Genomic DNA, 14,758 nt, shown 5'->3' with positions numbered 1-14,758 from the left:
CTATTCCTCGTGGCAACCGCAGCCCGCGCCGAAGCTGCTCCGCAGCAGCTGCGCGAGGATCGCACCGCTTCCCTCCGTCGCGACTATTTCGCCCGGCAAGACGCCCGCGAGCAATTCGATGTGGTCACCGTTCTTTCCGCCGATCCGCACCTGGCGTACGTGGAAGACCTTGTGTGCTCCTTCCTTGAGGTAGTCCTTGTCCCGCACGAATACGAAGTGCGCGTCGCTCGTCGACTGCACCGACTTCAGCGGCACGGTGATCGCGTTGGGTTCTTCCCTCAGGATGATGCGGCCGGTTCCGAACGTGTTGTCGCGGAGTCGCCCGTCCGCGTTCTCGATCGCGACGCGGACTTCGAGCGTCCGCGTCCGCTCGTCGACCACCGGGCTGAGCCACGACACGCACCCCCGTACTTCCGGCGTGCCGTCGTCGGGCTGGAATGCCACCGGCAAACCTTCTTTGACCAAGCGGGCGTCCTCTTGGCGGACGTTCAGGATCAGCCACATGCTGCTCGGATCCGCCACTGTGAACAGTGACTTCGCGGCGTCGACGACTTCGCCTCGGGCCACATCAGCCGCGACGATCGTTCCTTCGAACACTGATCGCATTGGCAACAGGTTCGCCAGCTGACGACCGCCATTCGGGATCTCAATTTCGGCTGGGACGCCGAGCAATTGCAGTTCCTCTGACACCTGCTTCGCGTCGTGGCGTTCGACGTCGGCCGGAACGACGAACCCGAGGTTCGAGAGCGTCTGCCGTGCCGCCAAAAATGCGATTTCGGCCTGCTTGTGCTCGCTCTCGGCTTCGATGAGCGATTTTTTCGAGATGGCCCCATTGGCGGTGGCTCCTTTGAGCCGCTCGACCGTCGTCTCCGTCAGCTGCATTTGCACGATCGCTTGCAACAATTGTGACTTGGCTTGCCCGACGCTTGCGGCGTCAATCAGGGCGACGACCTCTCCGGCCTTGACGCGATCCCCTTTCTTTTTCAGGACAGCCGCGACCGAGCCCGGGGCTTTCGTCGAAAGATGGGCGACCCGCGTCGGATCGAACCGCACTTCCCCGCTGCTCGCGAGTGCTTCGGTGATCGACCGCTCCTGGACGACGTCCACGTCGATTCCGGCTTTCGCCGCGGCCTGGGCGGAGGCGAACTGCACGAGCATCTTATGGAGCGTATTGCGGCTATTGTTCTCCGGCCGCGGAAGGAGCGAAATGGCTTTCGCCGTATCGTATTTGGGGAGTTGCGGCGCTTCGTGCGTTTGCGCCAGTTCGGGATGATCGAGCACGCACTCGGCGACCCCGTGCGTCCGGCAAAAGCCGAATTCCTTGGGCCGCGGGAACAGGTCCTTGTTGCATTCGACGCACTGCGACTCGGGAACGAGGTGCTCCTCGCACCAGTCGTCCGTCGGCGCGGCCGCCGTCCCGACGATGGCCGAGAGCCGCGGCAACTCCCACCCGGTACGGTGACCGAAGTACAGCACAGCCCCCAAGCCGGAGAAGACGACAATGTTCGGAAGCATTCCTGCGGCGCGACGCGCCCAACTACGCGCGGGCTGGGTAGCGGCCGGCGGCAGTGTGGCTGGCGGGACAGGGATCGACGGTGAACCGTCGAGCGTGGAAACGGACATACGTCCTCCGTTTGCGTTCAGAGCCGTCGACCACAAAGGGGCTGACGGCGTCATCAGGGATCGATTGGCGGCCGTGATGAAACTGGCCGCGGCACACGGGGATCGAAGAGCGATCGCCGCTTGGTCAAGAAAACTGTCGAGAGAGAATCGCCTAGCAGCGAATGACTGCCGTGGCGCGCAATGCGACCGGGGAGCAAGACATAGGCCCGGTCGCCGTCATCGCCAGACGCTGGACAACGACGCAAGTGCCCTGCGCCAGTTCGCTCGGCAAGGCGATGATAGCATCCGCATGCACGGCGAGCGGCGCGTCGACGAATCGGGGGGTGCCGATGCGGGGCGGCTGTTCGCCGACAAGCGGGATGTGCGAGCAGCCGCGTGGCTCGTTGGACATCTGGGCCAGCGACGCAGGGCAATCGGCGTGGCATGCCTCATCGTCGCAGCAGTGGCATTTCGCGGCTGATTCATCCTTACAGCACTTGCAGGTGTGGGCGCCGCCGTCGATGCACACCGAGCCCTGTTCGCAGATACACAATTGCCACGACGCAGCCGCCGCCGGAATGACCTGCATTCCGAACGCGGGCAGCAGCAGTAGCAAACGGAGAATCACGAACGCTCCTGGGCACAAGATCTGCGGATTATATCGGTGCAAGCATGGCATGCCTATAACAGATTCCAGCCGCCCCGTCCGACCCAAGGGCCGATTCGTTCCTGCATTCTTGTCCGTAAGCCGGGAGAGGGTCGCCGCTTGTGACATCAGACGGAAGCATTGGAGTTGTCCGCAAACAAAAAAGTCGAACTCCCTTGGATTCCTGCCTCGTCACTGGCCGTCCAAGGCCTGCCCTCGTAAGGAATCGTCCTCCCCTGCGTCGGGGACGTCGGCGAGCCCGCCGGACAGTAACAGACCGTCGACCGTGGCGGCCGCCTGGGCCAGCTCCCGCCTGGCATCGATTGCCTGCAGCGTCGTATCGAAGTAGGTTCGCCGCGCGATTAAGACCTGCAGGAAGTTGAATTCGCCGGTCTCGTACGCTTGCTCGCTCAGCCGCAGGCTCTCGCTCGCCTTCGGCAAGATGGCCTCGTCATAACGTCGGACCGCGGCGCGAGCAGAATCGAACTCCTGGGCTGCCCTTGCCAACCGGGCCCGGACCGACATCTGCAACCTCTCGCGGTCGTGGAAGGCCCGGCAATACTCCGCCTCCGCGGTCGAAATGTTACCCCTATTGTCGTTGAAGACGGGAATCGGCATTCCCGCCTGAACCCGCCCAAACTCCGAGTCCGTTCCGAGGTCGCGGCCGAATCCGAGCTGCAGTTCCAGGTTCGGGATGGGTTGGGCTTGCTGCCGGCGAAGGTTCATAGACGCGCGGGCGATCCGCGAATTCGCGGCCCGCAGCTCCGGGCTCCGCGCTACGATGGAATTGTACGCGTCCTCCCAGTCGCGAGGGTCCGTCGATGGCGGATTGGGCACGGCCAGTTCCGTCGGAAGCATCCGCGGTTGTCCGACAGTCGCCGATAGCTCCTTCCAGGCCGCCTGGAATGCGTACGTCGCCCGTTGCTGCAACAACTCCAGTTCGTTCTGCTGAATCTCGGCCTGGAGGACTTCTGGCTGCGCACCTTCTGCCGCTTCCTTACGACTTCGCGCGATCTCAACACCTCGTTGAGCGACCGGGATGAACTCCTCGGCCGCACGCAGCCGCTGCTGCGCCGCCATGGCGTCGTAGTATCGCAACCGGACGTCCGTCAGGACGCGGTAACGCTGGGCTTCCAGTTCCCACAGTTGCGCTTGCACGCTCTGGCTCAGAACGCAGGCGTTCAACGCCAGTTTGTCGCCGAGCACGATCGTTTGCGTCAGCGAGACGCCATGCTGATCGGTGCCGGCGTCTCCCAGCTGCTCGCCGAAGTATCCCACGGTAGGGTTGGGCAAGAGCCCGACTTGCTGTCGGGCCCCCATGGCTTTGTACGCGGCCGCGGATGCCTGCCGGATCGCGGGGTTGTTCGCCAGGGCGACCGACTCAAGATACTGCAGCGACACCGAGGGTGACCCTGCGACGGTGTCCTCCTCTGCGGCGGTCAGTCGGATGTCGCTCAGTGGCTCTTGATCGCTATCGGCCGGCGACGAATCGTCCGTCGCCTTCCCGAGATCTGTTTCGGGAATCGGCGAAGCCGCAATCGCCGGAGCCTCCGGTGCGACGCGCATGTGTGCTGGAGGTGGCGAGGACCTCGCCGAATGCCGGGCCGCCGTCTGGCAGCCGAGCGAAGAGAGGCCGATGAAGCCGGAAACGAACCACAGTCGTACGCGCTGGTGCATGGCGGTTGCCGTCCAAGAAAGGAGCCGGGGACGCAGGAACGGATGAGCGCGCAACGGCGCTAGACCTGCATCCGCGGCGTTCCAATTACCGCCGGAGACCACGCGTTGAATTGATTGGAGGTGACCAGGAAAGACGACAATGTCGGTTTGAGTGATTCGGTTGCGATCCGGAGCGTGATCGGCTCGTCCACCGGGGCGCCGTCGCAATCACGCATGGTTGCTGGCAGCACCTGGCCGCGGCAGAACGGACACCGTTTCGAGCCGTCCGCGGGACGTTCGTGCCCGTGATCGCGAGGACCATTGCAGCCACCACCACAGCACCGACAGCCGTGGCATATTTCGGCCCGTTCCGCAGCGGCACAGACCAGCGGCGTGGCCGCGGCGCAGCACCGGGGATACGCCGTCTGCATCAGGCAGGCGATGCCCGTGAGAATGCCGACGATCGGGCGGATCCGATCCACGCTACCTTCCATGGCTCAAAGAACGCGCATCCAAGCGCATGCCTTTCGTATCGGAAATCCCGCCGCTGCCCGTCAGCCGGCATACGCTCGTCGCTAGAGGTGCCCGACCGTCTCGCCGTTTTGCCGACATTTGCGGAGCAACCGTCAGAATCGGCTGGCTGCGCGCTCCTGGTTAACGGTCCCTTGGGGGGCGATCTTCCGAATCTTGCGCCCGTCCTGCCTTCCGACGGCTCTTCCGCCTGCTCGATCCTGTCGTGCAGCTGGACGGTTTCTCGATTTGAGCTCGCGTTTCGGGGCGCTGCCCCGGACCCCGCGGATTTTCCGAGCCACGGCTCGCATCAGAAGCGAGCAGGTCCCTTGCCTTGAGAGGGAATGTGGACGTGTTTTGACGGCACACGTTCACCCAAGCCGGAACCGCGAGTCAACCTCCGGTGTTCTCGTTGCTCGGAACCCTGCCTTCAGGCCAGGTGCAGCGAAGCACTATCCGCTCCGGCAAACATGCGAACTCGCTATCTCAACCGCATGAAGCGTCAAAGGTCGTCGCTCGTCAAGGACCGCTATAGTACGGAATCAAGCTGGGAGCATCGTCCGTGCCTGCGAGATGGCGCTGAACGAATCCCTCAATAGGCACCTCTGGAAGTACCATGTCCGAATCAATTAGCAGCAGCTGCGTCGGATGGCGTCGGTCTGACGAGGCGAGGCGATAGATCTCGTTGTACAGCGACTTAACGAGCTCGGGGTTCTCATCGTCACTGATGTTCTTCGTCGGGCTGTCGATGATGAGGACGTTAGGGACAGGCATTCCCCGCTGTCGAGCCGCGGTGTGGACGGCCAAAGCATAACAGACATTGAAAAGAGTCTTTTTTCCACCGCTTCCCGCATCCCAGAAGCTCCATTCTTGTCCTTGATGCAAAACAACTGGCTTCCAGTTACGCGGATCGATCACGACTTCGTCGGTGTCAACCACTCCTGGGAAGCCAATCGATAGCATGATGTCGCGAAAGGCAGCGGCAATTGCAGCCACGTTTCTGTCAGCGTGCCGCAACCTCAGTCGTTCTTCGTCGATCGCGCTTCTCAGATTGTCGATGTCTCCTTGGAGTGCCCCGGCCTGTTGTTCCAAGGTGCTGATCGCTCGGGGCATCTCCTGCAGTTTCGCCAGTGAACGGAGTCGCTCGGTCAGTGTGGCGATCTCACGATCGAGCTCGCGCACGCTCTCCACAAAAGCGGAGTCGTAACGGGCCAGTTCACGCTGAAGCGTCTGGTCCAGCCGTCGCTTCTCCGCCCGCAGCTGCTCAAGCTGTCGTCTGCTGCGTCCCAGCCCCCGCTCTCGACGTTCAATTGAGTCGGCGATCTGATCGATTCGATCATTCAATTCCCGGCGCATCGCTTCGAGTTCAAGACTCGGAACGCTGGACCGCTCGACCGGATCACTTCCACAGAGTCGGCACTGATCCGGTCGGAGAACCCGATCTGCGATATCAACGCCACACTGGGGACAACGGAGATAGTCAACGCCTTCCAGCAGCCTTCCGGCCTGCTCGGTACGATCGACTTTCACTTTGGTCGTGATGAGCTCCGCGCGGAGTGCACGTTGTTCCGCGATAGCCTCTTCGGTGCCGCGGATCGCGGCATGGATGTCGGCGATCTGCAAACCCATGGAGCGCAGCCGTTCCCGCAGGGGGTCCGTCGGATGGACGCTCGCATCGCGGTCCTCTTCCAGCCGAATTCGTCGCGCCTCCGCCTCTTGCAGTTCACCCTGCGCCTCATTGATCTGCCCAGTCACGTCAAATTCCGATCCCAGCTCGAAGCGAGTCATGAACTCCCGAATTTGACGAACCGCCTCGCGCTTCCCCTGCTGCTGATCGATTGTCCGATAGAGCTCAGTTTCGAACTGGCTCAAGCGTTCGGAATGCAAACCGGTGAAGAATCGCATTGCATCTTGACTCTTGCGGCCGCGAAAGGGGTCCTCCAATCGAAAGAAGGACGAGTCCAGATGCGTCTGTTCGAGGTAGCAGTACCACCAAATGTCGCGAAAGCTGAGGCGAATCATCGGCGAATCTGGGTCGCGGGTCCTCTTCCGCACTTTGATCGGCGTACTGCCGCAAAGATGAAAAAGGAGGTCACTGAGGTTGAAGACGTCCTCATCGATTAAGGGCCCTTCGGTTCCGTAGACGAAAACCCGCTTTCTGCAACTGCTCTTGCTGACAACGGCTTACAGCAAACGCCAAATTCTGGTTGCAGTCCGGGTTGCAGGAACGCTCGACTTTGCGAGTCAGTGACTGTCATTGACCGGCAACAGCTCGATGCTCAGTTGCTCGTCATCTTCGACGCCTGGCCTCGACTCTCGCTGCCGATCAGGACCGCTCTCATCACGATGATCGAGGCGGCAGTCTCGACGTAACCGGCACTCGGGCTCGACTGAATGCGAAACCAGGGACGCATTCGAGCAGACTCGTGTTGTGCAGCCCGCGGAGACACAAGTCGATAGCGTTTGGAGGGTCCAAGCGCTGTTCAATGAATGTGTAATCACGTTCCAAAGTACATGCTGCGACGATATATGGCTGGCGGTGATTTTCCACCCTCCGCTCGCCCGATTTGCTTCCGTAACCGGCCGTAAATCGCCCCAACAGGGAAAATTGACTGCTTGAAATGTCGGGACATTACGACATATTCTGCATGGAGGAGATCAGCATGTCGACGGCGTTGAAATCGAAGAATCGGGTCAAGCTCACGCCCCTTGCGGGCCTTGCGCAGGCTGCCGAGTGCCTGAAGACGCTCGCCCATCCGCATCGGCTGCGGATGGTGCAGATGCTGCTTCAGGACCGGTTCACGGTCGGGGAGCTGGCCGAGGCCTGCGAGATTCCCAGCCACATGGCCTCGGAACATCTCCGGCTCATGCAACGGTGCGGCTTTCTCGCGAGCGAGAAGGAGGGGAGGAACACGTATTACCAGGTTGTCGAAACGCACCTGGCCAGCCTGATGGGCTGTGTCGAAGCACGCTTCGGGGGAAAGTGACGGAGTTTTTTGGGGACATGTTTGTCGTCGTGTCGGGACATGTCGGACTGACAGCGGCACCCGTCGCGTGCGAGCCAAACTTTTGGAGGAAACCATGAACATCACCAGTATTCGCCCCCAGCAGCTCGCTGCCCTGTGGAAAGAAGGCAAACGCCTCGAACTGATCGACGTCCGCACGCCGGTCGAGTTTGAGGAGGTGCACGTCGAGTTTGCCCGAAATGTTCCGCTGGACCAACTTGATGCAGCCTCGATCATGCGTTCGCGGAACGACTCAGCGAATGCCCCCCTCTACGTCGTCTGTCTCTCCGGAAGTCGCGGGCAACAGGCCTGCGAGAAGTTTCTGAAGGCAGGCTTCACGAACGTTGTGAATGTCGAAGGCGGAACACTGGCGTGCGTGGACTCGGGGGTGCCCGTCATTCGCGGCCGAAAGGCGGTCTCGCTGGAACGTCAGGTCCGGATTGCCGCAGGTTCACTGGTGCTCCTTGGGGTCGTGCTCGCCTGGCTGGTGCATCCGGCGTTCGTCGGGCTCTCCGCGTTTGTCGGAGCGGGACTGGTGTTTGCGGGGGTCACCGATACCTGCGGAATGGGAATGATCCTGGCCCGGATGCCGTGGAACCAGACCGCTCAACCGACCACTCAAACGTGTCCGCAGTAAAGCAACACACATTTTCCGGAGGAACACAGCATGAAACTGGTGATTGTCGGTGGAGTAGCAGGAGGAGCGTCCGCAGCGGCGCGAGCGAGGCGGCTGTCGGAAGAGGCTGAGATTGTTGTCTTCGAGCGAGGCCCAGATGTTTCCTTCGCGAACTGCGGATTGCCGTATTACATCGGCGGCGAAATCGCGGATCGCGAGAAGCTGCTCGTCACAACACCGGAACGACTGCGCTCCCGCTTCAACCTCGATGTGAGGACCCGTTCGTCGGTCGAGTCGATCGACCGGAAGGCACAGAACATTCGTGTCCGCGATCTGGTCACAGGCCGCGAATACACCGAATCGTATGACAAGCTGATTCTGGCCACCGGAGCCGCCCCGTTCCGGCCGCCGATTCGCGGCATGGATTTGCCGGGAGTTTTTACGCTGCGGAACCTGGAAGACACAGACCGGATCAAGGAACAGATCGACCACGGCGTCAAATCAGCAGTGCTCCTGGGGGGCGGGTTTATCAGCCTCGAACTGGCCGAGAACTTTGTTCGACGTGGAATCACTACGACGATCGTGGAAAAGAACGACCAGATTCTGACGCCGTTTGATAAGGAAATGACGACGCCAATTGTTCAGGGGCTCGCCGCGAAGGGCGTCCGACTTGTTCTGGGACAATCCGCCGAGTCGCTGGAGCCGTCCGGTCACGCGTTGCTTGTCGGGCTGACGTCTGGAGAGAAGATTCCCGCGGATCTCGTGGTATTCGGAATCGGAGTTCGGCCTGAAAACAAGCTCGCCGTGGACGCAGGGCTCGCCGTCGGCCCGCGTGGAGGGATTCAGGTCAACGAGTATCTGCAAACGGCCGACCCGGACATTTACGCCGTCGGCGACACGATCGAGGTCACAGATTTCGTAACGGGCAATACAACACAGATTCCCCTGGCCGGTCCGGCGAATCGTCAAGGCCGCATCGCGGCGGACAACGTCATGGGGCGCTCCGTCAAGTTTCGTGGAACCCAGGGGACTGCCATTCTCGGCTTCTTCAACCACACGGCGGCCGCCACAGGAGCATCGGAGAAAACGCTCCGTCGTTTGAATCGCCCCTATCGAAAGGTCTACATCCACCCCGCGCATCACGCGGGGTACTACCCGGGCGCCGAGGGAATGACGCTCAAGGTGCTGTTCGATCCGTCTTCAGGTCGGTTGCTCGGCGCACAAGGCGTGGGCGGAGCTGGAGTCGACAAACGCATCGACGTTCTGGCGATCGCCATTCAGGCCAGAATGACCGTGTTTGATCTTGAGGAGTCGGAATTGTCGTATGCTCCGCAGTACGGCTCTGCGAAGGACCCGATCAACATGGTCGCATTCGTAGCGAGCGGGCTCTTGCGTGGCGACCATCCGCAAGTGGATCTTGAAGCGGTGCTCTCCGGTCAATCAGAAGACGAGCCGTTGTTGATCGATGTGCGCACACCGAAAGAATTCGAGGCCGGTCACATTCCGGGTGCGGTGAACATCCCGGTCGACGAGCTTCGGTCACGATTGGACGAGATCCCACGCGGCCGAAAGGTGAACGCGTATTGTCAGGTCGGGCAACGCGGCTACCTGGCGACACGAATCCTGTTGCAGCACGGAATCGACGCTTTGAACATTGGCGGTGGGTATAAGACCTTTGAACTCTTTCGGCCGAAGGTTGCAGATCGTTGTCCGTAGACGGAATTCCAAATTCTGTAAGCGCACTTGCTGACGACCGCTTACCGCAAACGGCGAATCTTGGTGGCAGTCTCGGTTGCAGGAACGCGCGCCCTTGCGAGTCAGTCGGTGGCTTTGAGTGTCGACCAGTCGATCCGCAACTGCTCAAGTTCGTCGAGTCGTGGCCCAGGCTTTCAGCGCCCATCAAGACTGCGCTCATCACAATGATCGAGGCCGCCATCCCAACCTAGCCACGAGGGATCTTCCCCGACGAGGTCGGAAAACGGATTCGAGAACAGATCGTGATTAAGTCCTATGTCCGGGGCCGCTCCGAAGGACTGCTGCCTCGTTCCGTACCTCGATTTACTTGTCATGGTAGGCCAGCAGTCGCAGGGCATTGAGTACGACAAGCAGTGTTGACCCCTCATGCAGGAGGACAGCAGGGCCCAAACGCAAGCCGAGTAGAGTTGCTGGAACAAGGAAGGCGACCATGCCGAGGCTGATCCAAAGGTTTTGGCGGATGATGCGGCTCGTTTGACGGCTGAGGCCGACAGCAAACGGCAGATGATTCAGGTCGTCTGCCATGAGGGCGACATCGGCCGTCTCCAGCGCGACGTGCGAACCGGCGGCCCCCATGGCGATCCCGACGGTCGCGTTGGCCATCGCGGGGGCGTCATTCACGCCATCGCCCACCATCGCCACACCCGAGGAGTCCCGAAGCAACTTGATGACGGCCACTTTGTCTTCAGGCATCAAGTCGCCGCGAGCTTCGTCGAGTCCTACATCTTGGGCCACGGCGTTCGCGACCTGCTGATTGTCGCCGGAGAGCATCAGCATTTTCTGGATGCCGAGCTGCCGCAATCGGGCGATGACGCCAGCTGCTGCTGGACGAGGCGTGTCCATCAGCCCCAGGACACCCAAGTACTTGTCTCCCCACCGAACGATCATCGTTGTCCGACCGCTCGCTTCAAGATGTTCCGCCGACGTTCTCAAGGACTCAGTCAGTGCCGGGCCTTCGATTTCGCTGAACAGGTTGCTCTTGCCGAGGTAGACCGTCTGGCCATCAACGGTCGCCTTGACGCCGCGCCCGGTGATGCTCTCAACGTCATGAGCCGGGACCGCAATTTCTCCAGGGAAACGTTCTTTGCCGCCCTGAACGACTGCGGCCGCCAGCGGGTGATCGCTGAGCGCTTCGACGGCCACAGCCACCCGCAGTAACTCTGCCGCATTGCTCCCGTCAGCCGGAACAACGTCAGTCAGTCGCGGCTTGCCCTCGGTAATGGTGCCGGTCTTATCGAATGCGATGGTGCCCACCCGCCCCAGGTTTTCGAGTGGCCCCCCGCCCTTGAAGAGAACTCCCCCGCGTGCCGCCCGCGCCACTCCGCTCAAGACGGCACTGGGCGTCGAAATGGCCAGAGCGCACGGGCTGGCCGCAACTAATACCGCCATCGCCCGATAGAACGATTCACTGAAGGACTCGTCAATGATGGTCCATGCGAACAGCAGCAGGACGACGAAACCCAGCACAGCCGGAACGAAGTATCGCTCAAACCGATCAGCGAAGCGTTGCGTCGGTGACTTCTGTGTTTCCGCCTCACTCACCATCCTGACGACGCGTGCCAACGTCGATTCGCTGGCAAGCTTCGTGACTTGCACCTCCAGGGCTCCGCTGCCATTGATGGTTCCGGCGAAGACCCGGAATTGTGCAGCGAGCCGGTCCGGGCTCGTCACGGAGTGCGTCGACGGATCCAGGGCCTGCTTCTCGACCGGAACACTTTCACCGGTAATCGGAGCCTGATTGACGCTGCTCTGTCCTTTGACCACGAACCCGTCCGCCGGAAGTCGTTCGTTCGGCTTGACGATCGCGATGTCTCCGGGCCGCAGCTGCTCCACGGGAAGCACTTCGGTCTTCCCGTCGCGACGCACCAGTGCTGTCTGCGGTGCGAGTTCGGCCAGCGATTCAATCGCCCGCTTGGCACGGCCCATGGCATAGTGTTCCAGGGCATGCCCGAGACTGAACAGAAACAACAGCAACGCCCCCTCGAACCAGTCGCCCAGCGTCGCTGCCCCGACAGCCGCCACGAGCATCAAAAAGTCGATCTCAAAGCGACGGGCGCGCAGGTCTGCGATTGCTTCGCGGAACGTGAAGAACCCACCAAAGAAATATGCGGCGAGATAAAGGCCCCATGTCAGCCAAGGCGTGACCGACGTCCAGGACACCAGCCAGCCGAGCAAAAGGGCCGCTCCGCACAGGATGGCGAAACGAAGCTCCCACGGCCCGCCCAACAGTCCGCCCTGTTCATGAGCCGCGGCTCCCGGAACTGGCGCAGCTGCCGGGGTGAGGACCCGAATGCCGATCTTTGACACGGCCTCGCGAAGGTCGGCTTCACCGGTGACGTGTCGATCGAACTCAACACGCAGCACTCCCGCGGGGGACAACCCTGCATCAAGTACGCCGGGGATTCTTTTGATTCGTGCTTCCGCCATCAGCGCCTGGCGCGCGTGCAATGGCTGGGATCGAACCAGAAGGTGACCGAAGCGATGTTCGATTTCCGCCCCGGCCCGTGCCGCGAGCGCTCGGACCTCTCCGACGGATAGCCGAGTCGAGTCGAAGTGGATGCAGAGTTCGTCGGGCCCCGGAGCAGTGCGAGCTGCCAGATGGGCCTTTTCAATCCCATCTTGAGCGCTGAGCAAATTGGCCAGGCGCTGCACGCAGGCATCGTGGGCGTCCGGGACGGCAGGTAAGACCAATCCGATCGTGACATGGGTCTGGTCACTCATGAAGGGCTTCCGGCTGCTTCAAGATCGACGAATTCTGTCTGATCATTCTTCAGCCCCTTTGCGGCGCAGCACGCCGCGGAGCACGGTTCCTGGCGCCACGGTGTTGAAGACAGTTCCGTATTTCTTCACGTTCTCGTGTAGCAGGTCCAGTTGATGGTCTGACTGGTCAGTCTCGATGATGATTTCGTAGTCGATGGACTCCATCTTCGGTGGAACATCCTGTCGGACGCCGACCACCTTGACTTCGAGCGAAGTGAACGTGAACCGAAGAATCGGAGACACGCGTTCGATCCCTTTGATGATGCACGCCGAAAGTGCAGCCAGCAGCAGTTCGGCAGGATTGAATGCATCCCGGTTCCCGGCGAGGTCGGTATCCAGAGGGATCTCCGCGTCCTTGCAACGCGACGTGCTGGAATGGGCATCGACTCGCCGCGATTCGACGTGAAAGGTCATCTTGGGCTGACTCATTGTTGTCCTCCGCAGCAAAGCTCGCTGATACATCTCCACTGGGTGTACCAGAATGCCCCTGCAGGGGCCGTTCGGGCAATCGAGAATTCCAAGTTTGACAAATGCACTCACATCGCCTATCGTGAATGAACGATAATTAGGAGCGGTTGAATGACACGAGCGGCGAAGGCAAATCGGACGTGCGCCCCCGCCGCGGATCGCCGCGGCGTTCCCGTCGATGAGCGATTGGCTGAACTGGCGTGGGGAATCGCGCACCCGCTACGAGTCAAGATTCTGCAAATCCTGACCCGCCGCCAATCGTGCGTGTGCGGTGAGATCGTGGACGAGCTGCCGGTGGCCCAGTCGACGGTCTCCCAGCACCTGAAGATCCTGAAAGAGTGCGGACTCATTCAGGGGGAAGTGGACGGGCCCCGCGTCTGTTATTGCGTCAACTCCAAGGCGTTGGGGGAGCTGAAGTCTTTGATCTCGGATCTGTGAATTTTTTGCCGATTTGATCGCCTTTCGGCGATGAACGATTTAGCTGGAGGAGCCGATGGATACCGAAGAGCAATTGAAGGTCGTTTCAGAACAGTACGGAGCTGTGGCCCGCAGTGGCCTCAACAACGAACACGCAGGAGTCCGTGCGGTGGCGGCGGCGTTCGGATACTCGGAACAAGACCTCGCGTCTCTCCCGCCACAAGCGAACATGGGCCTGTCATGCGGAAATCCCGTAGCTCTGGCGGGGCTGCGGGAAGGGGAGACTGTCGTCGATCTCGGGAGTGGCGGCGGCCTAGATGTTCTCTTGGCGTCGAAACGAGTGGGCCCGACTGGCAAGGCCATCGGCATCGACATGACGCCCGACATGGTTGATCGTGCTCGGGCGGGAGCGGCGGAAGTGGGAGCGACGAACGTCGAGTTTCACCTGGCCCGCATCGATCAACTGCCGCTGCCGGATGCGTCCGTGGACTGCGTCATCAGCAACTGCGTGATCAACCTTGCGCCAGACAAAGCGGCCGTGTTCAGGGAAATCCTGAGAGTTCTAAAGCCGGGCGGCCGCATGGTCGTCAGCGATATCGCGCTGCGGAAGCCGCTTCCCGAATCCGTCGCTGACAGTGTGCAGGCCCTCGTCGGCTGCATCGCCGGAGCAATTCTGATCGAGGACTACGAACGCCTGCTGCGCGAAGCAGGCTTCGAGGCGGTCGTTGTCCAGGACACCGGAGCGAACCTGAACGCCTACGCTCAAGCGAGCGGGAATGGATGTTGCGGTGGGTCGGCGTGTGGAGATTCTGCGCCCACGGGCCTGCACGATGAATTGAAGTCGGTTTTGCAGACCCTGGACGTGAACGCGTACGCCGCAAGTGTCCGGGTTCATGCGCTGAAAACGGTGGATGAGTCTTTCACGTTTGAACAACAGAAGGAGAACAACGCCATGAAAACCATCCAGGTCTTTGACAAGCCAATGTGCTGTTCTACAGGCGTCTGCGGTCCGCGGGTCGATCCAGTCCTGCCGAAGTTTGCGGCTGATCTCGACTGGCTCAAATCACAGGGCCACACGGTCGAACGCTATAACCTGGCCCAGCAGCCGCAGGAGTTCCTGAAGTACCCGGAAGTCCACAAGCTGATCGGCGTTCGGGGAGTCGAGTGCCTGCCCATCGTGATGGTGGACGGCAAGATCGTCAGCCGTCGCGGCTACCCGTCGCGGGAAATGCTGGAGATGTGGACGACCAACTCCAGTTCAGGGCAGACCGAGGATCCAGCCAAGAGCAGCGGCGGATCCTGCTAAACGCACATTTCTGCGCC

The 14,758-nt window shown here is 61.1% G+C and carries 13 protein-coding genes; 5 read left to right on the top strand and 8 right to left on the bottom strand.

The features are described from left to right. The 6 genes from Pan44_RS09515 to Pan44_RS28075 form a co-directional block, all read right to left on the bottom strand. Positions 1–1,515 carry an efflux RND transporter periplasmic adaptor subunit gene (locus Pan44_RS09515; protein WP_197453977.1) on the bottom strand — a complete coding sequence of 505 codons (1,515 nt, stop codon included), beginning with the start codon at positions 1,513–1,515 and terminating at the stop codon, positions 1–3. A 259-nt stretch (positions 1,516–1,774) separates the two neighbouring features. Continuing rightward, positions 1,775–2,230, bottom strand: coding sequence for a hypothetical protein (locus Pan44_RS09510; protein ID WP_145029524.1), 456 nt, complete (start codon positions 2,228–2,230; stop codon positions 1,775–1,777). 210 nt (positions 2,231–2,440) lie between these two features. Next, positions 2,441–3,814 (bottom strand): TolC family protein, encoded by a 1,374-nt coding sequence (locus tag Pan44_RS09505; RefSeq protein ID WP_197453976.1) that lies wholly within the window; start codon positions 3,812–3,814, stop codon positions 2,441–2,443. A 170-nt stretch (positions 3,815–3,984) separates the two neighbouring features. Continuing rightward, a complete protein-coding gene (locus Pan44_RS09500; protein WP_145029520.1) occupies positions 3,985–4,386 on the bottom strand; it encodes a hypothetical protein in 402 nt (133 codons plus the stop codon). A gap of 547 nt (positions 4,387–4,933) precedes the next feature. Next, positions 4,934–6,436 (bottom strand): hypothetical protein, encoded by a 1,503-nt coding sequence (locus Pan44_RS09495; protein ID WP_145029518.1) that lies wholly within the window; start codon positions 6,434–6,436, stop codon positions 4,934–4,936. Between the two features lie 257 nt (positions 6,437–6,693). After that, positions 6,694–6,828, bottom strand: coding sequence for a hypothetical protein (locus Pan44_RS28075; protein WP_261342601.1), 135 nt, complete (start codon positions 6,826–6,828; stop codon positions 6,694–6,696). Between the two features lie 249 nt (positions 6,829–7,077). Here Pan44_RS28075 and Pan44_RS09490 point away from each other — a divergent pair, with 249 nt between their 5' ends. From Pan44_RS09490 to Pan44_RS09480, 3 genes are all read left to right on the top strand, one after another. Next, entirely contained in the window at positions 7,078–7,401 is a 324-nt protein-coding gene (locus Pan44_RS09490; protein ID WP_145029516.1) for an ArsR/SmtB family transcription factor, read from the top strand. A 94-nt stretch (positions 7,402–7,495) separates the two neighbouring features. Beyond that, positions 7,496–8,056: a rhodanese-like domain-containing protein gene (locus Pan44_RS09485; RefSeq protein ID WP_145029514.1), complete on the top strand. Its 561-nt coding sequence runs from the start codon at positions 7,496–7,498 to the stop codon at positions 8,054–8,056. Positions 8,057–8,086: 30 nt separating this feature from the next. Beyond that, positions 8,087–9,751: an FAD-dependent oxidoreductase gene (locus tag Pan44_RS09480; RefSeq protein ID WP_145029512.1), complete on the top strand. Its 1,665-nt coding sequence runs from the start codon at positions 8,087–8,089 to the stop codon at positions 9,749–9,751. A gap of 342 nt (positions 9,752–10,093) precedes the next feature. Here Pan44_RS09480 and Pan44_RS09475 read toward each other — a convergent pair whose 3' ends face one another. Both Pan44_RS09475 and Pan44_RS09470 read right to left on the bottom strand, forming a co-directional pair. Further along, a complete protein-coding gene (locus Pan44_RS09475; protein WP_145029510.1) occupies positions 10,094–12,511 on the bottom strand; it encodes a heavy metal translocating P-type ATPase in 2,418 nt (805 codons plus the stop codon). Positions 12,512–12,553: 42 nt separating this feature from the next. Beyond that, positions 12,554–12,979: an OsmC family protein gene (locus Pan44_RS09470; protein ID WP_197453975.1), complete on the bottom strand. Its 426-nt coding sequence runs from the start codon at positions 12,977–12,979 to the stop codon at positions 12,554–12,556. A gap of 150 nt (positions 12,980–13,129) precedes the next feature. Here Pan44_RS09470 and Pan44_RS09465 point away from each other — a divergent pair, with 150 nt between their 5' ends. Continuing rightward, positions 13,130–13,456 carry an ArsR/SmtB family transcription factor gene (locus tag Pan44_RS09465; RefSeq protein ID WP_145029508.1) on the top strand — a complete coding sequence of 109 codons (327 nt, stop codon included), beginning with the start codon at positions 13,130–13,132 and terminating at the stop codon, positions 13,454–13,456. Between the two features lie 55 nt (positions 13,457–13,511). Continuing rightward, a complete protein-coding gene (gene arsD, locus Pan44_RS09460; RefSeq protein ID WP_145029506.1) occupies positions 13,512–14,741 on the top strand; it encodes an arsenite efflux transporter metallochaperone ArsD in 1,230 nt (409 codons plus the stop codon). Positions 14,742–14,758: the final 17 nt, after the last annotated feature.

The sequence above is a fragment of the Caulifigura coniformis genome (assembly GCF_007745175.1).
Taxonomy (GTDB): domain Bacteria; phylum Planctomycetota; class Planctomycetia; order Planctomycetales; family Planctomycetaceae; genus Caulifigura; species Caulifigura coniformis.
Note: the sequence above shows the minus strand (reverse complement) of the source record. Positions and strands in the feature narration are given on the sequence as shown.